Below are 24,604 nucleotides of genomic sequence, written 5' to 3'. Positions count from 1 at the left end.
GCCGCCGCCCGGCGCAGGTCGTGAGGGATGCCTCGCCGGGAGGGGCCGACGCGCCCCGACGGCGCCGCCCGCGGATGGTTGACTGCCTCCATGGTTGCTCCCCTGACCGAGATCATCGCCCCCGACTGGGCCGAGACCCTCCGCCCCGTCGAGGACCGTCTCCACGAGATCGGCGGCTTCCTGCGCGAGGAGGTCCGCGCGGGCCGCGGCTACCTGCCCACCGGCGAGGCGGTGCTCGCGCCTTCACCCGGCCGATGTCCGAGGTGCGGGTGCTGATCGTCGGCCAGGACCCGTATCCCACGCCGGGGCACCCGATCGGTCTGTCCTTCGCGGTGGAGCGGCACGTGCGCCCGCTCCCCCGCTCCCTGACCAACATCTACAAGGAGCTCGAGAGCGATCTCGGCATCGCCCCCGCCGCGCATGGCGACCTCTCCTCCTGGCAGGACCAGGGGGTGCTGCTGCTGAACCGGGTCCTCACCGTCGCGCCCGGCGCCCCGGCCTCCCACCGACGTCGCGGCTGGGAGGAGATCACCGAGCACGCGATCCGCGCCCTGGTGGCCCGCGGCGGGCCGCTCGCGGCGATCCTCTGGGGCCGCGATGCGCAGTCGCTGATCCCGCTGCTGGGCGAGGTGCCGCATGTGGCGAGCCCGCACCCGAGCCCCCTGTCGGCCTCTCGCGGCTTCTTCGGCTCCCGTCCCTTCTCGCAGGTGAACGCGCTGCTCGAGGCGCAGGGCGCCGGACCCGTGGACTGGCGGATCCGGGACTGAGGTCGGGCTGGGACCGGGCCCGGGCCGAGAGCGCGCCGGTCCCGCTGCGGCGGCGGGCCCCGCGACCCCGCGCCCGACGGGGCCGGAGGAGACCGCCCGGTCCGTCGGCCGCCGAAGGGGTCCGCGCCGACGCGGCGGACACTATTGTGGTGCCAGCGCGTCCGCCGTCCCAGCCGCCGTGGAGGTCCCGATGCCCCTGAACCCCGCCCAGTTCTCCCCGCAGGGCCCGGGGGTCGACTACGACCCGCACTGGTACCGCAAGGCCGTGTTCTACGAGGTGCTGGTGCGCGCCTTCGCCGACGGCAACGGCGACGGGACCGGGGACTTCACCGGCCTCATCGAGCGCCTGGACTACCTGCAGTGGCTCGGCATCGACTGCCTGTGGTCGCCGCCCTTCTTCGCCTCCCCGCGCGGGACGGCGGCTACGACATCTCCGACTACGAGCAGGTGCTCGCCGGAGTTCGGCTCGATCACCGACTTCGAGCGACTGGTCTCCGAGGCGCACCGGCGCGGGATCCGCGTGATCATCGACCTGCCGATGAACCACACCTCCGACAAGCACCCCTGGTTCCTCGAGTCCCGCTCCGACCCCGAGGGCCCGTACGGGGACTTCTACGTCTGGTCCGACACGGACGAGAAGTACCAGGACGCGCGCATCATCTTCGTGGACACCGAGGAGAGCAACTGGTCCTTCGACTCGGTGCGCCGGCAGTTCTTCTGGCACCGCTTCTTCTCGCACCAGCCGGACCTGAACTTCGAGAACCCCGCGGTGCGCGAGGCGATGTTCGAGGTGGTGCGCTTCTGGCTGGACAAGGGCATCGACGGGTTCCGCGCCGATGCGATCCCGTACCTCTTCGAGGAGGAGGGCACCGACGGGGAGAACCTGCCGGCGACCCACGAGTTCCTCGCCGAGCCGCGGGAGTTCGTGGACGAGAGCTGGCCGGGCCGCGTGATCATCGCCGAGGCGAACCAGTGGCCGGCCGACGTGGTGGAGTACTTCGGCACCCCTGAGCGGCCCGAGTGCCACATGTGCTTCCACTTCCCGGTGATGCCGCGGCTGTTCTACGCGCGCGCGAGGGCGCGCCCGCCACATCATCGACATCCTCGAGGACACCCCCGAGATCCCCGTCGGCGCCCAGTGGGGCACCTTCCTGCGCAACCACGACGAGCTGACCCTCGAGATGGTCTCCGGTGAGGACCGCTCGGCGATGCTCGGCTGGTACGCGCCCGACACGCGGATGCGCGCGAACGTCGGCATCCGTCGGCGCCTGGCGCCGCCGCTGGACAACTCCCGCTCCGAGCTCGAGCTGATCCATGCCCTGCTGCTGTCCCTGCCCGGCTCCCCGTTCCTCTACTACGGGGACGAGATCGCGATGGGCGACAACATCTGGCTCGAGGACCGCGACGCGGTGCGCACCCCGATGCAGTGGACCCCGGACCGCAACGCCGGGTTCAGCGAGATCACCGACCCGGGCAAGCTCTACCTGCCGGTGATCCAGTCGCTCGTCTACCACTACTCGACCACCAACGTCGAGGCGCACTTGGCGCACTCCGGCTCCCTCTTTGCACTTCGTGCGGTGGATGCTCGCGGTGCGCAAGGAGCACGACGCCTTCGGGCTCGGCGCGTACCGGAACATCCCTGCGGACTCCGAGCGAGTGCTCGCCTTCACCCGCACCTACGACGGCGCCGAGCACGGCGAGGACGCGGAGGCGCACGCCGAGACGCCGCTGTGCGTGTTCAACCTGTCCTCCCAGCCGGTCACGGCGAGGCTCGAGATGACCGGGATGGACCGGCGCACCGTCCGGGACCTCTTCGGCGGGCATGAGTTCCCGGCGGTGGACGAGGCCGGCACCCTCACCCTCACCCTCGGCGGGCACGGCGTCTACTGGCTGAAGGTGCGTCCGCTGGACGCCCACGGCGAGCCGATGACGACCACCACCGCGGCGCCGGTGATCACCGCGGGCTGACCGCGCCCGGCCCCCGCACGCGGGCCGACGGCACCCGCGCCCCTTTTGCCGCCTCCACGGCCGAGACCCCCGTCACATGCCGGCTCTGCGGCACCTCGAGGGGTCGGTTCTCGGGGTCGCCGCAGGTCAGAGTGCACCCCGGACCGTCCGACGAGCGGGCCGCGAGGCCCCGGTGACCTGCGGGTCACCGCTGCCTGGGGGCGCCTCGCAGTGCCTCGGAGCGCGCCGATGTGCCATTCTCATGGATCGGCAGGCCGCCCCCGCGAGCCGCGAGCGCCCTGCCGTGAAGCCGTAAGGAAGGGAGAGCACGGTGGCAGAGCACCGTTCGACGGCGGAGGAGGCGGCCGATCCGGGCACGAGTCCGGAACGCCTCCTCGAGCTCACCGAGAAGCACCCCCAGCTGCATCGGCTGATCGTCATGAACCCCTCGGCCCCCGAGGTCGCGCGCCAGTGGATCCTGGCCACGAACCAGTGGGCGAAGCAGGCCTACGAGGCCGGCACCGAGCAGTCCGACGAGGACGACGACCTCGACGAGGGCGAGCCCACCCAGCCGCACCAGGTGGTCCCCGACGAGGAGCCCGAGCCCGCGGACCCGGAGCAGACCGCCGTGCAGGAGTCGCAGTCTGCCGAGGAGCGGCCCGCGTCGGCGTCGCAGCCCGGGCTCGACGACGACGCCTCCGCCTGGGACGAGGTCCCCGAGGCACTCGTCTGGGGCACCGCCGCCGGAGCGACCGGCGCCGCTGCGGCCGGCGCCGCGGGTGCGGGAGCCGCGGGAGCCGATGCCTCCGCCGACGAGCGCCCCGGCACGACGCCGCCCCCGGCCCCGCCCGCGCGCGAGGCCCACGTCGGCGGGCCGGCGCCTGCCGCGCGCCCGTCGCCCTCCGCACAGCCTGCGGCCGAGGGCTCCTCCTCGGTGCGACTGTCGCCGAAGGCCTCCGTGGTCCCGCTCGGCGCCGCCCCCGCCGCGCAGACGTCCCCAACCTCGCAGACCTCTCCGGCCCCGCGGCCAGGTTCGCCGACCCGGCAGATGCCGGCCGTCGCCGCGTCCGCCGCCGCGGGCGCCGCCGCCTCGTCGCATCCGACCGATCGGCAGAGCCCCTACGGACAGCAGCAGTACCCCTATGGGGAGCAGGGCCCGGCGTCCCCGGGTCCGGCTTCGCAGGGCCCCGCCTCGGCCCCGCCGCCCGTCGGCCGACCTCCGCAGGAGGAGCACGATTCCGACGACGGCGACCGGAAGCGGGCCCTGATCGCCTGCGGCGGTCGCCTCGTGCTCGCCCTGATCCTGCTTGCTCGTGATCGGGCTGGGTGCCCGCGCCCTGTTCGCCCCCGACGAGGAGGAGTACCAGCGCGACAGCTCGACGACCAGCGCCGAGGCCGCTCCGGAGGAGACCACCGAGGAGACGACCGAGGAGACCACCGAGGATCCCGTCTCCCCCGCCCCTGACGGCGCCGAGGAGATGACCGAGCCGCGCTCCCCCACCGGGAACATCAGTCGCCACCTCGAGGAGGACTCCGTCTCCTGCTCCCTCGTGGAGCGGGACTTCTCCGAGGCGGGGCTCGAGGACTGCGAGAACGGCCCGTTCTCGATCACCGTCGCGGGCGAGGACGCTGAGCGGGCCTGCGGCTCGTCCTTCCTCAGCGACTCCGCGCCCACCCTCGAGTACGACCGCAGCGCACAGCGCGGCGACGTGGCGTGCACGAGCCGCTTCGACGGGATGACCTGCTGGAACGTCATGACCGGCAAGGGCTTCACGGTGAACAAGGTGTCCTACGAGACGTTCTGACCCACCGGGCCCGCCCCGCACGCACGAGCCCCTCGCCGGAGCGATCCGGCGAGGGGCTCTTTCCTGCGTGGTCGCCGCATGGTCCTGCGGGGACCGGGGCGAGAGCTGGAGACGGGAATCGAACCCGCAACCACCTGTTTACAAGACAGGTGCGCTACCGTTGCGCCACTCCAGCGAGAGGGGACCGACCGCGATGCGACCGGTCCCCTGAGAGTGTAGAGGCCCGTGGGCCCCGGGGTGGCCTGCGGCTCAGCCCTCGCCGCCGTCGGAGGCGGACTCGCCGCCCGCGGAGAGCACGGCCTCGCGCGACTGGCCGGGCTGGGACCACTTGTCCGAGCCGAAGGTCTCGCCGTCGATCTCGACGTACGGGGTGCCGCCGCCGGTCTCCTCGCCGTAGGGGTCCACGACCTGGCGCACCCACGGCTGGTAGGTCTTCGAGCTCATGCAGGACTGGACCTCGTCGGAGGCTCCCGCCTCCTGGGCGTAGCCCCAGATCTGCTCGTCGGTCAGGCCCGCGCGCGCCCTCGGCGGGCTGGTTGGCGAACATCAGGCTGCTGGAAGCCGATGGCGTTGTCGGGGTCGTCCTCCCACACGCAGGCGAGAGCGTTCGCGGCGCGGGAGGAGTAGTCACCGGTGGTGGACTGGGTGTCCAGGAAGCGGCGCGGCACGAGGTGCACGGTCGCCTCCTCGTTCTCGACGATCTGCTGGAGGTCCGCGCCGTTGATCTCCTCGAACTGGCCGCAGACGGGGCACATGAAGTCGAGGTGGATCTCGAGCACCGGCTTGCCCGAGTCCTCGAGGGCGCCGATCGGGAGGTAGGGCTGGTCCTCAGCGACGCCCTCGGGGGTCGCGACGGGACCCGCCGGCGCGCCTGGCGGTAGATGAACACACCGGCGGCGGCGACCAGCACGAGCGCGACGACGGTGACCGCCGCGATCACGATGGTGCGGACGGTGCGCTGACGCTTGAGCTCTGCCTGGCGGCGCGTGCGCAGGGCCTCGCGCGCGCTTCGCGGCGCTCCTGCGCCGACTGGGACGGACCGGACGCGGCCATGTGATCTCCTCGCCCCGGGCTGGGGCAGCGGTCGGTGGTGGGTCGTGCAGAGTTTAACCGTGGCCGCCTGGACGGAGCCGAACGGGATGAGCGACCTCACCCGCCCCCGCGCCGTGAGCACACGCGCCACCGTGCAGGAGAGGCGTCGTCACCGTCTCCACAGCGCGATGTCGTCCAGCCGCGGCCCGTGCGGGAAGGGGAGGTAGTCCACCATCCCCTCGCGGGTCACGAGCGCGAAGACCACCGCGCCGAGCAGCAGCAGGAGCAAAGACCAGTACGATCGCGCCCCACAGCATGTCGGGTGCGGCCGCGTCGAGCATCCGATGGGCGCCATCGCGGGTGGTGCGGCCGCCGAGCCCGACCCAGGTGATCAGCAGGGTGATCGCCATGGCTGTCGCGAAGGCGACCCCGTCGGGCGCGGCGAGCCCTGCAGCGGCGTCCAGGCGGCGTCGAGGGCCAGGCCCACGAGCAGGCCGAGGACCAGCGGGAACAGTGCCTGCGGCGTGACCTCGAGCAGTCCCAGCAGGAAGCGGAAGGGGCCGGCCAGCCCTGCCGCCCAGGTCGGTCCGGAGCCGGTGGCGCCGCGCATCCGGCGCGCGGTCACGGAGCGGTGGTCGCGCTCCCAGGTGCGGGCGAGCGCGCCGAGCAGGAGCAGGACGCCGAGCGAGATGTAGGGGGCGAGCGCGGCGAGGGCGACGATCAGCAGGTGCCCGGTCCACACCAGCGGCGGCCGACGGGGCGGGGCCGGCGGCGCCGCCCACATGCCCTGCGCCGGCGCCATCTGCTGGGGTGCCATCGGGTGGGGCGCCATCTGCTGGGGGGCGAGTCGCTGCGGAGGCACCCCGTCTTCGCGGGGCGAGCCGCTGGGGCGCGGTCTGCCCGCCGCCGTGCGCGGGCCGCTGCGTCGGCGCCGGCCGCGGGTACGGCCGCGGGTACGGCTGCGAGTGGTCTTTGCGGGGCCGTCCGCTGCGGCGACGCGGCCGCGCCGTAGGGCGAGGCGTCCTGCGGCGCGGCGCCGTACGGGCCCGCGGCTCCGACGGGCCCGGCCGACGGCGGCACCACGGGCGCCGCCCGGGTAGGCGTGCCCGTCACCGGGATCACCTCGGTGGGCGGATCGTCCGGGGTCGCATAGCGGGGCAGGGTCTCCGTGGGTCGCTCGCCCGCGTCCGCGACGCGGGGCAACGCCTCGGTCGCGGCGTCGCCGGCCGGCAGGGCCTCGGTCGCGCCCTCGGCGCCCGTCCCCTCCACCTCGTCGGCCGGGGTCGCGGCACCGGCCGAGGGGGTTCCGTCCGCCCCGAGGACGGGCGGCACCGCGGTGCGCGGACCGGCCTCGAACGCCTCGGTGTCGCCGGGGTCGTCGTAGCGGTCCAGGTCGAGCTCGGCGAGGCGCGCCAGCGCCTCCTGGGGCGTCGCGCGCTCGGCGGGGTCGGCGCACAGGGCCGAGCGCGACCAGTCGCCGAGCTCGGTGGGCACGCCGTCGATGTCGATCTCCCCGCGCTCCGCGCGCAGGAACACGAGGTCCGCCCGTCCGGTGCCGAAGGGCTCCCGCCCGGTCGCGGCGAAGGCGAGCATCGCCGCCCATGACCACCAGTCCCCCGCCTCGACGGTGCGGTCGGTGCGCACCACCTCCGGGTCGAGATAGGCGGCGGTGCCCATCACCAGGCCGGTCGAGGTCAGCCGCGACTCCTCCGCGGCGATCGCGATGCCGAAATCGATGATCACGGGGTCCAGGCCGTCCCCGTCGGGGTCGAAGCCCGAGAGGTCCCCCTCGGTCGCGCCGCGCAGCGGCACGTTGCTGGGCTTGAGATCGCGGTGGATCACACCCGCCTCGTGGATGACCCGCGCCGTCTCCCCCAGCACCAGGCCCACCTCGCGCACCGCCTCGGGGTGCAGGCCGCCGTGCGTGCGCACCGCGTCCTCGAGCGTCGGCCCGGGCACGAACTCGGTGACCACGAAGGCGTCGGAGGACTCCAGCTCCGCGTCCAGGATCCGCACGATGTTGTCGTTGCGCACCCGCTGCTGGGCGGCGACCTCGCGGGCCAGCCGCTCCCTCGCACGGGGGTCGTCGGCGATCTCGTGGCGCGAGATCTTGATCGCGACGTCTCTCCCGTCGGCGTCGTGCGCGCGATAGACGATGCCCATCCCGCCCGCGCCGATCCGCCCCAGCACCTCGTAGCCGGAGTCCTCGGCGAGCGCCTCCAGCCGCGGATCGCTGGCGGCCGGAGGTCGTCGGGGCGTGCGCGAGTCGGACATGGGCCCCATGCTACGAGGCCCTGCACGGGCGAGCGGCGGCTTCACCGCACCCCCACAGGGTCCCCACGCGGCCCTGGACGTGAGACGATCCCACCGCGGCGCGGTGGGCGTCGCTGGGAACCCATCGACCGATGCGGGTCGACCGACGAGATGAGGGGCCATGCGCTCGAACCTGTTCGACGCCTCCAACCAGGAGCGCCAGACCAACGACCGATGGGCGCTGCAGTCCTCCAAGATGCTGCGGTGCGCGCTGAACCCGCAGGCCCCGGAGATCATCTCCGCCGCGGGCGCGATGGTCGCCTACCAGGGGCAGATGGACTTCTCCTACCAGGGCTCCGGCGGCGGCATGAAGCCGCTGAAGAAGATGGCCACCGGCGAGGGCGGGAACATGATGCGCACCCGCGGCCAGGGCGAGATCTTCTTCGCCCGTCAGAACAACGAGATCTTCCTGCTCCAGCTGGAGGGCGACGCGCTGACCCTCAACACCCGCAACATGCTCGCCTTCGACTCCTCGATCCAGTGGGACATCCGCTCGCTGGGCGGGGCGGGCTTCATGGCCGGCGGCCTGTTCAACCTGTTCCTGCAGGGGCAGGGGATGGTCGCGGTCACCTCCGACGGGCCGCCGATGCTTTGCTGGACTGCTCCCAGCGGCCCACCTTCGTGGATCCGCAGGCCGCGGTGTGCTGGTCCGCGAACCTCCAGCCGCAGATCAAGAACGACTTCAAGATGGGCTCGCTGATCGGCCGCGGCTCCGGGGAGTCCTTCCAGCTGGGCTTCCACGGCCCGGGCTTCGTCGTCGTCCAGCCCTCCGAGGGCGCGCCGGTGGTCGCCGCCTCCTGAGCGTGCCCGCGGCGACCCGGCGGGGCCGACCGCTCGGCCCCGCCGTCACCGCACGTCCGGGCCGCGTGTCTACGATGTCCCGGTGACCATCACGCATCCGCAGGCCCTGGCCGAGGAGCTCACCGCCCTCGGCCCCACGGGTCGACGGCGGGCGGCGGCGAGCGCCGCGACGATGTTCGCGGCCGACGTCTCCGCCCCGTCCCCCGCCCTCGACCCGGTGCCCGTCGTGCTGGACGCGGAGTCCTGGGCGGAGCTGTCGGCGGGGCTCGTGCAGCGGGTGCGGTCGCTGGACGCCCTGTACGCGGACCTGTACGGACCGCGCACCGTGCTCGACACCGAGGTCGCACCGGCGGCCGAGCCGCTCGCGGACCTCGCCTACCTGCGCCCGGCGGTGGGGATCCCCGCCCGCGGCGCCCACCACCTCTTCGCCGTCAGCACCACCGTCTCCCGCACCGCCGAGGGCGCCTGGGTGGTGCACGGGGACGCGGTGGACGTCCCCGCGGCGCGGGCCTCACCCTCGAGCCGCGGCGGGTGCTCTCCCGCGCCGCGCCGTCGCTGTACCGCAGCACGGAGATGCGCCGTCTCCACCCCTTCTTCGACACGCCGCGCACGTCCTTCCATCAGCGCACCCGGGCCGACGGGCGCGCCGGGCGCCCCGTCGTGCTCCTCGAGGACGCGGAGGAGCCGCTGGCCGCCTTCGACCACAGCTGGCTGGCGAACCTGCTGGGCGCGCCGACGGTGTCGGTCGGGGACCTGCGCGCCGGTGCGGGCGCCGTGACCCTGCGCCTGTCGGGCCTCGCCTCCGCCCCGGGCGAGCCGGTCGACGCGGTGTGCGGCTGGTCCCCTCGCCGCCGCTGGACCCCCTGGACCTCGGGCCGACGCCGCTGGGCGGTGTGACGGGCCTGGTCGAGGCGGCGCGGCCGCGGCGACGTGGAGATCCTGAACCCGCTGGGCGCGGGCCTGCTCGAGAACCCGGCCCTGCGCGCGGCGGCGCCCGACCTGTGCCGGCAGATCTTGCACGAGGACCTGCAGCCGCGGCCCGCACCCGCGGACGCCGCCCCTGCGCTGTGGCCCTCCCTGGACCCGTCGGGCGGCGAGGAGCTCACGGGACGGCCCGTGACGCTGAGCCTGCTGGTGATGGGGACCGAGGACGGCTTCGAGGTGTCGCCCGGCGGGATCGCGCGCACGGCCGACGAGGGCCCCGAGGCGCTCAAGGACGTGTGGGTCGCCGTCCCCGACACGTCCGCGGTCCCCGACGAGGAGCCGGCCGGCCGCCCGGCCGCGGAGCCGGCGTCGCGGCGCGCGAGCGTCTCCGCCTACCCCACGATGACCCGTTCGGTCGGCTCGGACCTGTTCTGGTTCGGCCGCTATCTCGAGCGCGTCGACTCCACCGCCCGCCTGCGCGCACCGTGCTGGACACCTCCAACGACCTCGACGCCGAGCACAGCCGCGGCGCCCGCACCGCCCGCACGGTGCTTGCTGCGGGCGGTGACCGAGGTGACCACCACCTATCCCGGCTTCCACGACCTGGACCTCCGCGACGGCGAGGCGGTGCGGCTGGAGATCGAGAGCCTGCTGGGGGACGTCGGCAGGCCCGGCTCCCTCGCGCAGTCCGCCGCGGCGCTCGCCCACACCACCCGCACCCTGCGCGACCTCATCTCCGACGACGTGTGGCCGGTGATCACGCGTTTGCGACTCCAGGTGCGCGGCGGGATCGTGGACCCGCGCCCGCTGGAGCAGTGGCTCACCGACATCGTCGACGGTCAGCCTGACCCTCTCCGGCGCGGTCGCCGACGCGATGCCCCGCGACCTCGGCTGGGACCTCACCGAGATCGGCCGCAAGATCGAGCGGACGATGAGCCTGCTGGCGCCGCTGCGCGCGGCCCTCGGCCATCGCCGCGGCCGCGCCGCGGAGGAGCGGATCGCGAACGCGGTCGCACTGATCACCGAGTCCGGCGCCTCCTACCGCCGCTCCTTCCACGCCGCCGTGCGCCGGAGCGCTGGTCGAGCCGCTGCTCAGCGACACCACGCCGCCGCGCTCGCTCGCCTTCCAGCTGGACCGGCTCGGCCAGGCCCTGGACCGGTCGCCCGAGACCGCGCCCTCCCCCGAGCCGCGCGCACCGATGTCGGCGCCGCGCACCCGCCTCGCCGCCTGGGAGCCGCACGAGCTGCTGCGCCCGCCGCCGGGCGCGCCCGCCGGTGAGGACGCGCCCACCGCGCCGCTGGCGGAGATCGACGCGGCGACGGAGTCCCTGCGCACCCTCGCCACCGCCCTCGAGGACCGCTTCTTCCGCGCCTCGGAATCCACCTCGCGATGGGGGGTCGACGATGTCTGAGAACGCACCCGACGCCCGGCCCGGACAGGACGGCGCGACCCCTCACGGCGCGCGTCCGCTGATCCCGCTGCGCCAGGAGGACGCCCCCGCCCTGGACCCGGTGCACTACCGGGTCCACCACCTCACCTCCTACCGCTACGCGAAGCCGGTCACCCGCAACTACGGCCGCGCCCACGTCGAGCCGCGCGCCACCCCGCACCAGCGCGTGCTCTCGCACGAGGTGGTCGTCGATCCGGCGCCCGCCCGCCTCACCGCGCACACCGACTTCTACGGGAACTCCTCGACCTATCTCCTGGTCGACGCCCCGCACGAGCGACTCGACGTGCACTCCCACGCCCGGGTCTCCGTCGCCGAGCGCCGTTACGGGCTCGAGCCGATGTCCCGTCCCTGGGAGCAGTGCACCCCCGAGCACTGGGGCGCGCCGATGCCCGGGGCGAGCCTGGACTTCGTCCACCCCTCCCCGCGGGTCCCGGGCGGGACCGCCGCGCGGGAGATCAGCGCCGAGGTGTTCCGGCCGGGACGCGCCGTCGGCGAGTGCCTCGCGGAGCTGACGGCGCTGATCCACACCGAGTTCACCTACGACTCCGCGGCCACCACCGTCACCTCCACCCTCGAGGAGGTGCTGGGGGCTCGGCACGGCGTCTGCCAGGACTTCTCCCATGTGGGCGTCGCCGCGGTGCGGGAGGCGGGGCTCGCCGCCCGGTACGTCTCCGGCTACCTGCGCACCGCCCCGTCGGCCGGCGGGGCGCTGGGCACCGAGCCGGCCGGGCAGATGATCGGCTCGGCCGCCTCGCACGCCTGGCTGAGCGTGCTCGTGCCCGGCACGGGATGGGTCGACATCGATCCCACCAACCGCACCTTCGTGGACCAGCGCTTCGTCACCACGGCCTGGGGCCGGGACTACGCGGACGTGCCGCCGCTGAAGGGCATCGTGGTCGGCCCGCCCGGGGCCAGCGAGCACCCTGAGGGTCGCCGTCGGCGTCGTGCCCGAGACGGCGGGGACCGAGTCCGCCGACTGACGAAGGTCCCCTCCGCCGCGCCGGACCGGGCGTACCCTGGCTCCTGGTCACCGCAGGGGAACCCGCCCGGCTCCCCTCGTGCCGCACCGCGCGGCACGGCGGCCGACCACCGGACCTCCTTCCCCTCGCAGCGCGGGGACGGCCCTCCCCACCCCGTCTCCAACGAAGGACCTCCTCCGATGACCAGCCCAGCTCCCGAACCCCGCGCGGCCGCCGCGCCGGCGCCCGCACCGTCCACCGCCGCGACCGCTCCGAAGCCCCTCACCAAGGCGCTCGAGGACGCGATGTTCGCGAAGGCGACGGCGCCGCTGGGGAAGATGTTCCTCGCGTCCCTCAGCGGCGGCGCCTTCATCGCGCTCGGCTTCGTGTTCATGGTGACCTCGCAGCAGGGCATGGGCGAGTGGCCCGTCGGGATCGCGAAGCTGATCGGCGGCGTCGTCTTCTCCGTCGGCCTGGGCCTCGTGGTGATCAGCGGCTCCGACCTGTTCACCGGCACCACGATGACCTCCATGCCGCGCCTGTCCCGCCGGATCACGACCGGGCAGATCTTTGCGTCACTGGGGCGTCTCCGCGGGCGGCAACCTGATCGGCTCGGTCACGGTCGCGCCGCTGATCCTCCTCGCCGGCACCCACGCCACCAACGGCTCCGCCTGGGGGATGGTGGTGCTGGATACCACCCAGGCGAAGGTCTCCCACGACTGGCACCAGGCCTTCTTCCTCGGCGTGCTCGCGAACTTCGCCGTGTGCCTGGCCGTGTGGGCGGCGACGGCCGGCAAGACCGTCGCCGACAAGATCCTCGCCGTCGCCGGTCCCGTCGCGCTGTTCGTCGCCACCGGCTTCGAGCACTCGGTCGCGAACATGTTCATGCTCCCCATGGGCCTGCTGGTCAAGTACGGCGCCGGCGCCGGCTTCTGGGAGGGCGAGGCGCTGACCGAGGCCGGGAAGTCGCTCGGGGACTACTCCTCGATCACGGTCGGCGCCGTGATCTGGGACAACCTCATCCCCGTCGTCGCTGGGCAACATCGTCGGCGGTGCGGTGCTGGTCGGTGCGTACTTCTGGTCGATCCACCGCCGCGGCGCCGAGGACCTCGCGAAGAGCTGAGACCCGCCCGGCGGCTCCCTCGCGATCGCAGGAGCCGCCGGTCGTGGCGTCGAGCGGCTCACAGTGACCGGGGTGATGACGAATTCCGCATATAGAGTGGTGCGGAAATCATTGCGACCCGGCGCCACGGCGCCACGAGACCGAGGTGTGATGTCCTCCTCCCAGCGACCCTTCCGCCTGGCCGTCATCGGCTCCGGCCCCGCCGGTGTGTACGCCGCAGAGACCCTGCTGCGCTCCGCCCCGGTCAAGAGCGGCGAGCTCGAGGTCAGCATCGACCTGTTCGACCGCTTCCCCGCCCCGTTCGGCCTGATCCGCTACGGCGTCGCCCCGGACCATCCGCGCATCAAGGGCATCATCACCGCCCTGCACCGGATCCTCGGCCGCGGTGACATCCGCTTCCTCGGCGACGTCGAGTTCGGCACCGACCTCACCGCCGAGGACCTCCGCACCCACTACGACGCGGTGATCTACGCGACCGGCGCGCTCAAGGACGCAGACCTCCGGATCCCCGGCATCGAGCTCGAGGGCTCCCACGGCGCGGCCGACTTCGTGGCCTGGTACGACGGGAATCCCGACTACCCCCGCACCTGGGAGCTCGACGCGGAGTCCGTGGCCGTGATCGGCAACGGCAACGTCGCCCTCGACGTCGCCCGCGTGCTCTCCAAGAGCGCCGACGAGCCGCTGCGCACCGAGATCCCGGCGAACGTGCACGAGGGCCTGCAGGCCGCGCGCACGACGGACGTGCACGTGTTCGGCCGCCGCGGCCCCGCGCAGACGAAGTTCTCGCCGCTCGAGGCGCGCGAGCTCGCCCATCCCAAGGGCCTGCAGGTCGTGATGGATCCCCGCGATCTCGAGCAGATCACCGAGGCGCAGTGGGAGGCCATCAAGGCCGACAAGCGCACCGACCAGGTCGTGCAGACCTTCGTCGGCTGGCTCGAGGAGCAGCGAGCGCCGCGAGGCCGCCGGCGAGGAGCCGACGGACCGCGAGGGCGGGCCGGTCCAGCGCCGCCTCCACATGCACTTCTGGCACCGCCCCGTCGAGGTGCTCGGCGAGGACGGCAAGGTCACCGGCATGCGCTTCGAGCGGACCCGCCTGGACGAGGCCGGCGAGCTCGTGGGCACCGGCGAGATGGTCGACTACGACCTCGGCGCCGTCTACCGGGCCGTGGGCTACCACGGCTCCGAGTCGCCGGGCGTGCCCTACGACGCCCGTCGCGGCGTCATCCTCAACCAGGCCGGCCGCGTCACAGAGGCCGACGGCTCCGTCATCCCCGGCGCCTACACCAACGGCTGGATCAAGCGCGGCCCCGTCGGCTTGATCGGCGCGACGAAGTCCGACGCGATCGAGACCATCACCTGCCTGCTCGAGGACATCGAGGCCGGTCGCCTCTCCCCCGCCCCCGAGCGGGACGACGACGCGATCCTGCGCCTGCTCGAGGACCGGGGCGTGCAGTACACGACCTGGGACGGCTGGATGGCGCTGGACGAGCACGAGAGGAGCCTCGGCGCCGCCGCGGTGGACGCCGACGGCGAGCCCCGTGCCCGCATCAAGGTCGTCGAGCGCGAGGAGATGGTGCGCGTCTCCCGCGAGGGCGCACCGCGCCCACGCACGCCTGAGCCGCGCACGAGCAGCAGGCACCCCGCCGCAGGGCCGGGGGTCGGACCGGAGCACCGGTCCCGGCCCCCGGCCCTTCTGCATCACCCGGCGCCGTCGCGGCCGCGACTGTGAGACCCCGAACAGCACGGCCCGCGCACGGCGCAGGGAGGCGCCCCGCCGCTATAGTGGAATGACTGTTCCACAATCGAGAGGCGACCCCCATGCTCACCGTCACCTACGACCGCTTCGGCGATCCCGCCGACGTCCTGCGCACCGCTGAGGCCGACACCCCCGTTCCGGCCGCCGGCGAGGCGCCGCTGAGGATGTCGCTGAGCCCGATCCACCACCACGACCTGTGGACGATCCGCGGCTCCTACGGCGTCCGCCCCGCGCGCCCTCGGGCGCCGGCAGCCGAGGCCGTCGCGGTGGTGGAGGCGCTCGGCGAGGGCGTCGAGGGCCTCGCCGTCGGCGACCGCGTCGCGGCGACCGGGATCACCGGAGCCTGGGCGGAGCTGTTCACCGCCCCCGCCTCCTCGCTGATCCCGGTGCCCGCCGAGCCGCCGGACGAGTCCGCCGCCCAGCTCGTGGCCATGCCCTTCAGCGCCGTCTCCCTGCTCGAGCACCTCGACCTCGCGCCCGGCGAAGTGCTCGTCCAGAACGCCGCGACCGGGGCCGTCGGCCGCCTCATCGCGCAGTTCGCACGGCCGCGCGGCATCCGCGTCATCAGCCTGGTGCGGCGCAGCGAGCGGCGTCGAGGAGCTCGCCGCGCAGGGCATCGGCGACGTCGTCGCCACCGACCGGGAGGACTGGCAGGAGCAGGCTCGCGCCCTGATCGGCGAGGCGCACGTCGCGGCGGGGCTGGACTCCGTGGGCGGCGAGGCGGCCGGCCAGGTGCTCTCGCTGCTCGGGGACGGCGGTCGCCTGGTGGTCTTCGGGGCGATGGGCGGCTCGACCATGGCGCTCCCCTCGGGCCCGATCATCTTCCGCGATCTGAAGGTCGAGGGCTTCTGGGGCGCCCGGGTCTCGGCGGAGATGGCACCGGAGGTGCGTCGCCGGCTCATCGGCGAGATCTTCTCCGGCCTCCTCTCCGGCGAGGTCACCCTGCCGGTCGCGGCCACCTTCCCGCTGGACGAGGTCGCCGCCGCCGTGGCGGCCACGCTGACCGACGGCCGACAGGGCAAGGTGCTCGCTGCGCCCGTGAGCGAAGATGCCGCAGGACGAGGAGCCCCGGCGGGAGCGATCCCGCCGGGGCTCCTCGCACCTGCCCGACGCCTGAAGGCAGGACGCAGGACGCGGAGCGATCAGTCGTCGGTGACGGTGACGACCACCGGGATGTTGCCCCGGGTGGCGTTCGAGTACGGGCACACCTGGTGCGCGGCGTCGGCCAGCGCCTGGGCGGTGTCGTGGTCGAGCTCCGGGATGACCACCTCGAGCTCGACGGCGAGCGAGAAGCCGCCGGACTCCTCGGAGCCGATGGTGACGCGGGCGCCGACGCTCGAGCCGTCGATCGCGACCTTCTCGTCGCCGGGCGACGGCCTGCAGGGCGGAGTGGAAGCAGGCGGAGTACCCGGCGGCGAAGAGTCGCTCGGGGTTGGCGCCGGCGCCGGTGCCGCCCATGGCGGTCGGGACGGCGAGGTCGAAGGCGAGATCCGACTCGGCGACATCGACGTGGCCGTCGCGGCCGCCGCCGGTGGCCAGGGCTTCGGTGGTGTAGAGGGGCTTCATGGGTGTGCTTGCTCCTGGTGCTGGATTGCGGTGAGGGCGGAGTCGAGCGCGGCGGTGGCCGCATCCCGGTCCACCCGGGTCATGACCAGTGCGCTGATCAGCGGCGCGACGCAGGTCTCGACGAGCCGCGCGCGCTCCTGCGGCGACTGGTCGGGGCGTCGGGCCTGCGCGCCGCGGGTGAAGGCGGCGAGCGACTCGGCGCGATAGGCGCGCACGGCCTCGGCGATCCCGTCGTCCCGGGCGAGCCCGGAGCAGGCGGTGTTCACCAGCAGGCATCCGTCGGGGAGGGTGCGGCCGGACGGGTACGCGAACAGCGCGCGGGCCGCGAGGAAGTAGCGCTCGAGAGCATCGGGGGCGACCTCGGGCGCCCGCGGCGGGCGAGCCCGGGGCGGACGACGCACTCGAGGTAGTCCTCGATCGCGGCGTCGAACAGACCGCGCTTGGAGCCGAAGGCGTGGTAGATGCTTGCTGGCGTTCAGTCCGGTGGCCCGCTGCAGGCTCGCCATGGAGGCGGACTCGTACCCTTCGCTCCAGAACACGTCGCGGGCGGAGCGCACGGCGTCCTCCCGCGCGAAGGCGGACCGTCGTCCCATGACCCCTCCTGCTCGTCGTCGTTCCTCGCCCGGGCTGTCGGCACCGGGCGCGACCCACTATAGTGGAATGATCATTCCAAGAGGCCTCGGAGGTCGCGATGCTCACCCTCGGCTCGATCCTGGCCCTCGCCGCGGCCGCTCTCCACGTGGTCATCTTCCGCCTGGAGTCCCTCGCCTGGGGCGGGGCGCAGGCGCAGAAGGTGTTCGGCGAGCAGAGTCCGCAGGAGGTCGCCGCGACCCGCGACCTGGCGTTCAACCAGGGCTTCTACAACCTGTTCCTCGCCGTGCTCGCGGCGCTCGGCGCGGTGCTCGTCCTCGTGGGGACGATGACCGTGGGGGCGACCCTGCTTGCTGGCCGGGACCGGGTCGATGCTCGCCGCCGCGACCGTGCTGCGCTGCTGAGCTCCCCCGCGCACCGCGCCGCCGCCGTGAAGCAGGGCGCGCTCCCGCCGCTGGCCGTGCTCGCGACGGTGATCGGCCTGCTCGCTCTGACCCTCCCCGTCCGCGGTGCGCCCGGGCGCCCTCAGCGGCGGATCGAGGCGAGGTGGTCGGCGATGCGGTCCACGGCGTCGGCGAGCACGTCGGCCTGCGGGAGGGTCACCAGACGCAGGTGGTCGGGCTCGGGGTAGTTGAAGCCGGTGCCGTGGTTGACCAGCGGCTTCTTCGAGCGCAGCAGGTCGTAGGCGAACTGCTCGTCGTCCTCGAGGCGGTACATCTCGCGATCGATGCGCGGGAACATGTACAGCGCACCCGAGGCCTTCACGACGCTCACGCCGTCGATCGCGCTGAGGCCCTCGTAGGCGACGTCCCGCTGCTCGCGCAGGCGGCCGCCGGGCGAAGAAGCGGCTCGTTCACGCTCTGGTAGCCGCCCAGCGCCGTGGCGACCACGTGCTGAGCGGGGACGTTCGGGCACAGGCGCATGTTCGAGAGCACGTCGAGGCCCTCGATGAAGCTGGCCGCATGCTCCTTCGGCCCGTACAGCGCCATCCAGCCGGCGCGGAAGCCCGCCACCCGGTACGCCTTGGACAGCCCATTGAAGGTGATGGTCAGCAGGTCCGGGGCGAGCTTCGCGATGTGGGTGTGGACCGCGTCGTCGTAGAGGATCTTGTCGTAGATCTCGTCGGCCAGGATCATCAGCCCGTGCTTGCGGGCGACCTCGACGATCTCCCGCGGCACGTGCTCGGGGTAGACCGCGCCGGTGGGGTTGTTGGGGTTGATGACCACGATCGCCTTGGTGCGCGGGGTGACCTTGTCGGCGATGTCGGAGACGTCGGGCCACCACTGCCGCTCCTCGTCGCAGCGGTAGTGGACGGCGCGTCCGCCCGCGAGCGCGATCGACGCGGTCCACAGCGGGTAGTCCGGGGCTGGGACGAGCACCTCGTCGCCGTCGTCCACGAGGGCCTGACAGGTCATCTGGATCAGCTCGGAGACGCCGTTGCCGAGGTAGATGTCGTCCAGCCCCACGCCGGGCATGCCGCGGGTCTGGTAGTACTGCGCGACCGCGCGACGCGCGGGGAGGATGCCCTTGGAGTCCGAGTAGCCCTGCGCGGTGGGCAGATTCCGGATCATGTCCACGAGGATCTCGTCGGGCGCCTCGAAGCCGAAGGGCGCGGGGTTGCCGATGTTGAGCTTGAGGATCTTGTGGCCCTCGGCCTCCATGCGGGCGGCCTCTGCGGGGACCGGCCCGCGGATCTCGTAGCAGACGTCGCGCGCTTGGAGGACTGGGTGAAGATCATGCGGGGCTCCTGGCCTACTCGGGGTGGGCGACAGGGTATCGCCGCAGGCGCGGCGACGCCGAGCCGTCTCGCACCGCCGCTCAGCCCAGGCGGATGCCGTTGCCGGGGCCGACGGGGAGGTCGAGCCCCCAGAACACCAGCGAAGACCGCGGTCCAGGCCGTGAGGAACACGAGCGTGAAGGGCGCGAGGCGCGCGACGAGGGTGCCGAGGCCGGCCCCGGGCTCGTAGCGGCGCACCATCCCCAGCGAGACGATGAGATAGGGGCTCAGCGGCGTGATGATCTGGGTGGAGGAGTCGCCGATGCGGAAGGCGGCCTGCACGAAGGCGGGCTCCAGCCCGCTGAGGGCGAGCATCGGCACGAACACCACCGCCATCAGCCCCCACATCGAGGTGCCGGAGGTGATCAGCAGGTTCGTCAGCGCGCACAGCACCACGAAGCCGAGCACCACGGGGAGGCCGCCGAGGTCGGCGTGCTCCAGCAGGGCGGCGCCGTGCACCGCGAGATAGGTGCCGATCCCGCTCCAGGAGAACAGGGCCAGGAACTGGGCGAGGGCGAAGGCGACCACGAGGAAGCCGGTCATCGAGCGCAGGCCCTGGCCCATGAGGCCGGCGACGTCGCCCCCGGAGCGGACGGTGCCGGCGATCGCGCCGTAGACGATGCCGGTGACGGAGAAGGCGACCACCAGGAAGAACACGATCGATCCCATGAAGGGCGAGTCGGGCAGCAGGCCCCCGCCGTCCTTCTGCCACGGGGAGCCGGGCACGGTCGCGAGCGCCGCGATCAGCGAGACGACCGCGAGCAGCGAGAGCGCGGCCCACCGCAGTCCGCGCCGCTCCTGCGGGCTGATCGAGCCGTCGGCGCTCGCCTCGGAGCCCGCGGTGGCGCCCTCGTCCTCGGGGGCGAGGGTGCGGGGCACGCCGGCGCGCTCCAGCCGCGGCTCGAGCACCCGGTCGATGAGGAATCCGCAGGCCACCACCACCACAAGGGAGGAGGCGAGGTTGATCCAGTAGTTCGAGACCACGGTGACCGGGGCGGCGCCGAGCGAGGCGGGCAGGGACTCCATCACCGAGGCGGTGATGCCGGAGAAGTTCGCGTCGATCGGCGAGGGGATCATCGTGGTGGAGAAGGAGGCGCCGACGGCGGCGAAGCCTCCGATCATCCCGGCCAGCGGATGCCGGCCCGCGGCGGCGAAGACCAGGGCGGCCAGCGGCGGGATCACCACGAAGGAGGTGTCGGACATGAGGTTGCCGTTGACGCCGACGAGGGCGACCACGTACGGCAGCAGCCAGCGCGGGGCGGAGCCGAACAGGCGCCGGATCGCGGCGCTGAGCGACCCGGACCCCTCGGCGATGCCGACGGCGAGCACGATCGGCAGTACGTTCACCAGCGGCGGGAAGCCGATGTAGTTCTCCCCCAGCGTGGTGGTGAACCAGGTCAGCCCCTCGCCGCTGAAGAAGGAGCGCACCGGTCGCGGCTCCTCCTCACCGGGCACCTGCACCTCGGCGCCGGTGGCGGCGAGGAGCGTGGTGAGCAGGGCCGTGATCAGGAAGAGACCCGCGAAGAGCACCAGCGGGTGCGGGAGCCGGTTGCCCGCCCGTTCGACCAGGTCGAGCACCCGGTCCAGACGGCGCGGCCCGTTGGTCGTGGTCGTGGAGGACATCGTGCTCCCGCGGAGATCGAGGACGGCGTCCGACGGAGCGGACGGAGCGCGCGGGGGCGCGCACGGCTCTCCACGATAGACGGGCGCGACCGGCCCCTGCGGGGGCGCCCGGCCCCGTCGGCCCGGGCGGGGGCCGAGCTCTCGACGAGCATTACTTTCATGGTTATAGTTAATCCGTCGCGCTGTCGCGCCGCCGCTCGGCGACCGTCCGCGACACCCCTGAGAGCCGCAGACCGGAGGTCGTCGATGTCCCCGCGACCCGCCGCACCCGACCGCGAGGTGACCGCACCCCGCCCCGGGGTCTGTGACTCCGTCCGCTAATTGGCGGGGTTCTTCGGTCGCTTCGTGGCGGTCTCACTGACGAGCGATGGCCAGCGGGGCCGGGTCGATCGGTCCCCGGGACGCTGTTCGGCACCAAGCGGTGGGCACTGCGCCAGCCAGGTTCGGGACCGTGCGGATCACAGGTAGCGGCAGATGGTCGTGGCGTCGCAGTTGGTCGGGTCGACCGTGGCGGCGCTGTCGCTGAGTTGGGCGACGGTGTGTCGCAGTGCCTGTAGGTCGGCGATTTGGCGGTCCAGGTCGTCCAGGCGGGTCTCGAGCAGATCTTGCACGTGCCGGCAGGGTGCGACCCCGGCGTCGCGGATGTCGAGGACCTCGCGGATTTGGGCCAGAGTGAACCCAGCGGTGCGGTCGCGGCGGATGAAGCCCAGGCGCGCCAGGGCTTCAGCGGCGTAGTCGCGGTAGCCGTTGGCGGTTCGGTCCGGTGCGGGCAGCGACCCGGCTTCTTCGTAGAAGCGCGGCGTCTTGGTTGTGGTGCCGCTGGCCTCGGCCAGCTCACCGATCCGCACGGCGCCTCCTTGCTCGAACGGCTTCCACGTTCATCTTGACCTTTCCCTGCACTGGAAGGTCCATTCTGGTCACTGGAGACGTGCAACGCAAAGGAGATGTGCGATATGGGTGAGGACTACGACGTCGATTTGGCCGTGATCGGGTCAGGAGGCGCGGCCATGTCGGCGGCGATCGCGGCCAGCCAGGCCGGCAAGAGTGTGGTGTTGATCGAACGCGGCGTCCTCGGCGGCACGTGCGTGAACATCGGCTGTGTGCCGTCCAAGACGCCGCTGGCGGCCGCCGGAGCGCGGCACGCCGCGCTGACCAACCCCTTCGCAGGCGTCCCGACGTCAGCCGGACCGGTGGATCTGGGCGCCCTAGTGGCGCAGAAGGATGGCCTGATCGAGAGCCTGCGCGAGGCGAAGTACGCCGACGTAGCCGCCGCCTACGGCTTCGAGGTCCGCTCGGGCCAGGCCGCCTTCCTGAACAAGGACACCATGGCCGTCGACGGCGCGGTGCTTGCGGGCCCGGGCCTACCTGATCGCCACCGGCTCCACCCCCGCCGTCCCGGACGTGGCCGGCCTTGAGTCCGTGGACTGGCTGACCTCGACCACGGCGATGGAGCTCACCGAGCCGCCCAAGTCCCTGGTCGTCATCGGTGGCGGCTATGTCGGGATGGAGCAGGCCCAGCTGTTCGCCCACCTCGGTGCCCGGGTGTCGGTGGTCGGGCGTCTGGCGCCCCACGCCGAGCCGGAGCTGGCCCAGGGGCTTCGGGAGGTTTTCGCCGACGATGGCATCACGGTGGTCGAGGAGCACGCGACCGCGGTGGCCACCGGCATCGGTCCTCATGGACAGGACGTCGTGGTGAGCACCGCCTCCGGCGCGCAGGTCCGCGGAGCACGGCTGTTGGTGGCCACCGGGCGCTTCGCGCGCACCGACGGCCTGGACCTGGCCGCCGCCGCGGTGGACGTGGACGAGCGGGGCTTCGTCGTGGTCGACGAGTCCCAGCGCACCTCCAACCCGCGCATCTACGCCGCCGGTGACGTCTCGGGGGCTCCTCAGTACGTCTACGTAGCCGCCGCCGGCGGTCGGGCCGCCGCGCTCAACGCACTTGCCGACGACGGTCGGGCCACGCCCGCACGCGTGGACTACACCGGTCTGCCTGCGGTCGTGTTCACCAGGCCCCAGCTGGCCTCGGCAGGGCTGACAGAGGACGAGGCCCTCGCCCGCGGGTACGTGTGCGACTGCCGGGTCCTGGGCCTATCCGACGTCCCTCGGGCGTTGGTCCAGCACGACACCAGGGGCGCGGTGAAGCTCGTAGTTGACGCCACGACCGGCAAGGTGCTGGGCGTGCACGCTCTGGCCGACGGCGCCGGGGAGATCATGCTGGCGGCCACCTACGCCATCAAGGCCGGCATGACCGTTGATGATCTGGCCGACACCTGGGCGCCGTACCTGACCATGGCGGAGAGTCTGCGCATCGTCGCCGGCCTCTTCCGCAACCAGATGCCGACGTCCTGCTCGCGCCTGAGATCCCTCGTATCCACTGGCCCAATCCGAGGCCCGGGCCGGAGCGCCGGGGACGCCTGGTCCTCGGTACTGGTGCAGCAGTGCGCCTGTTCTGCATCGGGCACCCTTGCTGCTGGCCTTCGGTGTAGCCGGTCTCGGCGCGGTGTTTTCACCGGCACCGCCGCCGTGCTCACTATCGCCGCCATCGTCCTGGCAGTGACCGGAGCACGCCGCGCCGACCTCATCTCGCCGGTAGCTGTGGCGGCACGGAGGCTGAATCCTCGCTGTGTGGTTGGGCCGGTTCAGGGTGGCGTTGAGAAAACTGGCTCTTCAGAGTTGAGTGTGGGCGCGCCGGTGATACGGGGTAGCTGAGGATAGACGTCGAGGTCCCCGAAGATGAGCGGACTCTTACCTCTGCTCGCACCAAGGACCTCGACGATGCCCAACCATAGTTGCGTATGCCCTGACGCGCTTGATCGCTGCGACCGATGCGACGTTCTCCTGGACTTCCCTGGCCTTCATCTGGTGGCCGTCTCGAAGGCCCGGGCCGGACTGTTGCTTGAGGTTGAGTCCTGCGATCCAGTGGCCGGATGCCCTGGCTGCGGTGTCATCGCCACTGGTCACGGCCGAGTGGTGGTCGAGATGATCGACGCGCCATGGGCTGGCCGACCGGTGCGGATTCGGTGGCGCAAGCGCCGCTGGATCTGCCTCGAGCGTGTTTGCGCGGTGACGACCTTCGCCGAGCAGAACCCGGAGGTCTGTGCACCGCGGGGCCTGCTGAGCACGCGCGCGATCCGCTGGGCGATCGGACAACTCCGGCGCGAGGGAGCGACGATCCAGGGCCTGGCCCGCCAGCTCGGCACGACCTGGAACACGCTCTGGTCCCAGGTCCGACCAGTCCTGATCAAGGCCGCGAACGACCCGTCCCGGTTCGAGGGCGTGCAGGTCTTGGGCGTGGACGAACACATCTGGCACCACCGGGACCCGCGCCGGCGCGGACCGAAGGAGCTCACCGGGATGGTCGATCTGACTCGCGGCACCCACCCCACCGCCAGACTTCTCGACCTCGTCCCAGGCCGATCCGGCAAGGCCTACCGAGACTGGCTCGACGAGCGCGGCGACGAGTTCCGCAAGCGGGTCGAGATCGCCACGCTGGACCCGTTCCAGGGCTACAAGAACGCGATCGATGACCAACTCGAGGACGCCACCTGCGTGCTGGATGCGTTCCACATCGTGAAGCTCGCCGGGGCCGCAGTCGATGACGTCCGCCGCCGGATCCAGCAGGAGACCCTCGGCCACCGAGGCCGCAAGGGCGACCCCCTCTACGGGATCCGCCATGTTCTCCGCGCCGGACGGGAACGCCTCACGCCGCGCCAGCAGACCCGCCTGGCCAGCGCATTCGCGGCCCATCCCGATCACGTCGCGGTCGAGGTCGCCTACCAGTGCGCCCAGGACCTCCGAGACGTGTTCCACCAGCCCACGCCCGCGCAGGGACGTCGACTCGCCCAGCGGCTCATCGACACGCCGCCCAGCTGTCCGATCCCCGAGATCGCGAGGCTGGGCAAGACCCTACGCCGCTGGCGGACAGCGTTCCTGGCCTACTTCGACACCGATGGCGCGAGCAACGGCGGCACAGAGGCCATCAACGGGATCATCGAACTCGGCCGCCGCATCGCCCGCGGCTTCCGGAACTTCGAGCACTATCGCCTCCGAATGCTCCTCATCACCGGCGGACTCGACGCCTCACCCCACACTCAACTCTGAAGAGCCAGAAAACTCGCCGGTGGTGGTGGGGGCCTGACCCTTGTTCGTGGACACGCTGATTCCAGCAT

The 24,604-nt window shown here is 72.7% G+C and carries 14 protein-coding genes, 1 tRNA gene and 13 pseudogenes; 18 read left to right on the top strand and 10 right to left on the bottom strand.

Going from position 1 to position 24,604, the window contains the following annotated elements; translation table 11 throughout:
* Positions 1-90: 90 nt before the first annotated feature.
* From WKH84_RS18735 to WKH84_RS18720, 4 genes and pseudogenes are all read left to right on the top strand, one after another.
* Positions 91-767 (top strand): annotated as a pseudogene (locus WKH84_RS18735) (uracil-DNA glycosylase).
* Between the two features lie 190 nt (positions 768-957).
* Positions 958-1,962, top strand: coding sequence for an alpha-amylase family glycosyl hydrolase (locus WKH84_RS18730; protein WP_341854728.1), 1,005 nt, complete (start codon positions 958-960; stop codon positions 1,960-1,962).
* A 386-nt stretch (positions 1,963-2,348) separates the two neighbouring features.
* Positions 2,349-2,735, top strand: coding sequence for an alpha-glucosidase C-terminal domain-containing protein (locus WKH84_RS18725; RefSeq protein WP_341854727.1), 387 nt, complete (start codon positions 2,349-2,351; stop codon positions 2,733-2,735).
* Between the two features lie 310 nt (positions 2,736-3,045).
* The gene (locus WKH84_RS18720; protein WP_341854726.1) at positions 3,046-4,179 is read left to right on the top strand and encodes a hypothetical protein; all 1,134 of its coding nucleotides are present in this window, start codon (positions 3,046-3,048) and stop codon (positions 4,177-4,179) included.
* A gap of 443 nt (positions 4,180-4,622) precedes the next feature.
* On the opposite strand, the gene WKH84_RS18715 is transcribed toward WKH84_RS18720, so the two are convergent.
* The 5 genes from WKH84_RS18715 to WKH84_RS18695 all read right to left on the bottom strand — a co-directional run bounded on the left by WKH84_RS18715 (position 4,623) and on the right by WKH84_RS18695 (position 7,825).
* Positions 4,623-4,694: transfer RNA gene (locus tag WKH84_RS18715), tRNA-Thr, on the bottom strand.
* Between the two features lie 74 nt (positions 4,695-4,768).
* Positions 4,769-4,963: a hypothetical protein gene (locus WKH84_RS18710; RefSeq protein WP_341854725.1), complete on the bottom strand. Its 195-nt coding sequence runs from the start codon at positions 4,961-4,963 to the stop codon at positions 4,769-4,771.
* A 62-nt stretch (positions 4,964-5,025) separates the two neighbouring features.
* Positions 5,026-5,298 carry a hypothetical protein gene (locus WKH84_RS18705; protein WP_341854724.1) on the bottom strand — a complete coding sequence of 91 codons (273 nt, stop codon included), beginning with the start codon at positions 5,296-5,298 and terminating at the stop codon, positions 5,026-5,028.
* 644 nt (positions 5,299-5,942) lie between these two features.
* Positions 5,943-6,293, bottom strand: coding sequence for a hypothetical protein (locus WKH84_RS18700; RefSeq protein ID WP_341854723.1), 351 nt, complete (start codon positions 6,291-6,293; stop codon positions 5,943-5,945).
* Positions 6,272-7,825: a protein kinase gene (locus tag WKH84_RS18695; RefSeq protein ID WP_341854722.1), complete on the bottom strand. Its 1,554-nt coding sequence runs from the start codon at positions 7,823-7,825 to the stop codon at positions 6,272-6,274. The genes WKH84_RS18700 and WKH84_RS18695 overlap by 22 nt, the downstream gene beginning before the upstream one ends.
* Positions 7,826-7,985: 160 nt before the next feature.
* Between WKH84_RS18695 and WKH84_RS18690 the strand changes: the two are divergent.
* The 11 genes and pseudogenes from WKH84_RS18690 to WKH84_RS18640 all read left to right on the top strand — a co-directional run.
* Positions 7,986-8,665: pseudogene (locus tag WKH84_RS18690) on the top strand (AIM24 family protein).
* Between the two features lie 172 nt (positions 8,666-8,837).
* Positions 8,838-9,107 (top strand): annotated as a pseudogene (locus tag WKH84_RS18685) (circularly permuted type 2 ATP-grasp protein); the annotation flags it as partial.
* 89 nt (positions 9,108-9,196) lie between these two features.
* Positions 9,197-9,394, top strand: a pseudogene (locus tag WKH84_RS18680) (hypothetical protein); the annotation flags it as partial.
* A 45-nt stretch (positions 9,395-9,439) separates the two neighbouring features.
* Positions 9,440-9,562, top strand: a complete 123-nt coding sequence (locus WKH84_RS18675; protein ID WP_341857040.1) for a hypothetical protein — start codon at positions 9,440-9,442, stop codon at positions 9,560-9,562.
* Between the two features lie 240 nt (positions 9,563-9,802).
* A pseudogene (locus WKH84_RS18670) lies at positions 9,803-10,315 on the top strand (alpha-E domain-containing protein); the annotation flags it as partial.
* Positions 10,316-10,463: 148 nt separating this feature from the next.
* Positions 10,464-10,601, top strand: a pseudogene (locus WKH84_RS18665) (alpha-E domain-containing protein); the annotation flags it as partial.
* A 64-nt stretch (positions 10,602-10,665) separates the two neighbouring features.
* Complete coding sequence (locus WKH84_RS18660; RefSeq protein WP_341856963.1) at positions 10,666-11,001, top strand: alpha-E domain-containing protein; 336 nt, start codon at positions 10,666-10,668, stop codon at positions 10,999-11,001.
* Positions 10,994-12,517 (top strand): annotated as a pseudogene (locus WKH84_RS18655) (transglutaminase N-terminal domain-containing protein); the annotation flags it as partial. The gene WKH84_RS18660 and the pseudogene WKH84_RS18655, both read left to right, overlap by 8 nt.
* A 52-nt stretch (positions 12,518-12,569) precedes the next feature.
* Positions 12,570-13,217, top strand: a complete 648-nt coding sequence (locus WKH84_RS18650; protein WP_341856962.1) for a formate/nitrite transporter family protein — start codon at positions 12,570-12,572, stop codon at positions 13,215-13,217.
* 55 nt (positions 13,218-13,272) lie between these two features.
* Positions 13,273-14,716, top strand: a pseudogene (locus WKH84_RS18645) (FAD-dependent oxidoreductase); the annotation flags it as partial.
* Positions 14,717-14,940: 224 nt separating this feature from the next.
* Positions 14,941-15,916, top strand: a pseudogene (locus WKH84_RS18640) (zinc-binding dehydrogenase); the annotation flags it as partial.
* Positions 15,917-16,020: 104 nt separating this feature from the next.
* Here the strand turns inward: WKH84_RS18640 and WKH84_RS18635 are convergent.
* Together WKH84_RS18635 and WKH84_RS18630 are read right to left on the bottom strand one after the other, a co-directional pair.
* Positions 16,021-16,444, bottom strand: a pseudogene (locus tag WKH84_RS18635) (organic hydroperoxide resistance protein).
* Complete coding sequence (locus WKH84_RS18630) at positions 16,441-17,037, bottom strand: TetR/AcrR family transcriptional regulator (RefSeq protein ID WP_341854721.1); 597 nt, start codon at positions 17,035-17,037, stop codon at positions 16,441-16,443. The pseudogene WKH84_RS18635 and the gene WKH84_RS18630 overlap by 4 nt, the downstream one beginning before the upstream one ends.
* A gap of 98 nt (positions 17,038-17,135) precedes the next feature.
* Between WKH84_RS18630 and WKH84_RS18625 the strand changes: the two genes are divergently transcribed.
* Positions 17,136-17,666, top strand: coding sequence for a DUF1304 family protein (locus WKH84_RS18625; protein ID WP_341854720.1), 531 nt, complete (start codon positions 17,136-17,138; stop codon positions 17,664-17,666).
* On the opposite strand, the pseudogene WKH84_RS18620 reads toward WKH84_RS18625, so the two are convergent.
* From WKH84_RS18620 to WKH84_RS18610, 3 genes and pseudogenes are all read right to left on the bottom strand, one after another.
* Positions 17,561-18,773 (bottom strand): annotated as a pseudogene (locus WKH84_RS18620) (pyridoxal phosphate-dependent aminotransferase). The gene WKH84_RS18625 and the pseudogene WKH84_RS18620 overlap by 106 nt on opposite strands.
* Before the next feature lie 201 nt (positions 18,774-18,974).
* Positions 18,975-20,435: pseudogene (locus tag WKH84_RS18615) on the bottom strand (AbgT family transporter); the annotation flags it as partial.
* 458 nt (positions 20,436-20,893) lie between these two features.
* Positions 20,894-21,283: a heavy metal-responsive transcriptional regulator gene (locus WKH84_RS18610; RefSeq protein WP_341854719.1), complete on the bottom strand. Its 390-nt coding sequence runs from the start codon at positions 21,281-21,283 to the stop codon at positions 20,894-20,896.
* A gap of 105 nt (positions 21,284-21,388) precedes the next feature.
* On the opposite strand from WKH84_RS18610, the pseudogene merA reads away from it, so the two are divergent.
* Positions 21,389-22,751: pseudogene (gene merA / locus WKH84_RS18605) on the top strand (mercury(II) reductase); the annotation flags it as partial.
* A 459-nt stretch (positions 22,752-23,210) separates the two neighbouring features.
* Entirely contained in the window at positions 23,211-24,536 is a 1,326-nt protein-coding gene (locus WKH84_RS18600; RefSeq protein ID WP_341856961.1) for an ISL3 family transposase, read from the top strand.
* Positions 24,537-24,604 lie beyond the last annotated feature (68 nt).

Origin of the sequence: Brachybacterium sp. GPGPB12, assembly GCF_038396325.1 — a bacterium.
GTDB lineage: Bacteria > Actinomycetota > Actinomycetes > Actinomycetales > Dermabacteraceae > Brachybacterium > Brachybacterium conglomeratum.
This window is presented reverse-complemented; position numbering and strand designations above follow the sequence as displayed.

Coding starts and splice junctions, on each gene's coding strand:
- WKH84_RS18730 (WP_341854728.1), top strand. CDS start 958: ATGCCCCTGAACCCCGCCCAGTTCTCCCCGCAGGGCCCGGGGGTCGAC.
- WKH84_RS18725 (WP_341854727.1), top strand. CDS start 2,349: ATGCTCGCGGTGCGCAAGGAGCACGACGCCTTCGGGCTCGGCGCGTAC.
- WKH84_RS18710 (WP_341854725.1), bottom strand. CDS start 4,963: ATGAGCTCGAAGACCTACCAGCCGTGGGTGCGCCAGGTCGTGGACCCC.
- WKH84_RS18695 (WP_341854722.1), bottom strand. CDS start 7,825: ATGTCCGACTCGCGCACGCCCCGACGACCTCCGGCCGCCAGCGATCCG.
- WKH84_RS18630 (WP_341854721.1), bottom strand. CDS start 17,037: ATGGGACGACGGTCCGCCTTCGCGCGGGAGGACGCCGTGCGCTCCGCC.
- WKH84_RS18625 (WP_341854720.1), top strand. CDS start 17,136: ATGCTCACCCTCGGCTCGATCCTGGCCCTCGCCGCGGCCGCTCTCCAC.
- WKH84_RS18600 (WP_341856961.1), top strand. CDS start 23,211: ATGCCCAACCATAGTTGCGTATGCCCTGACGCGCTTGATCGCTGCGAC.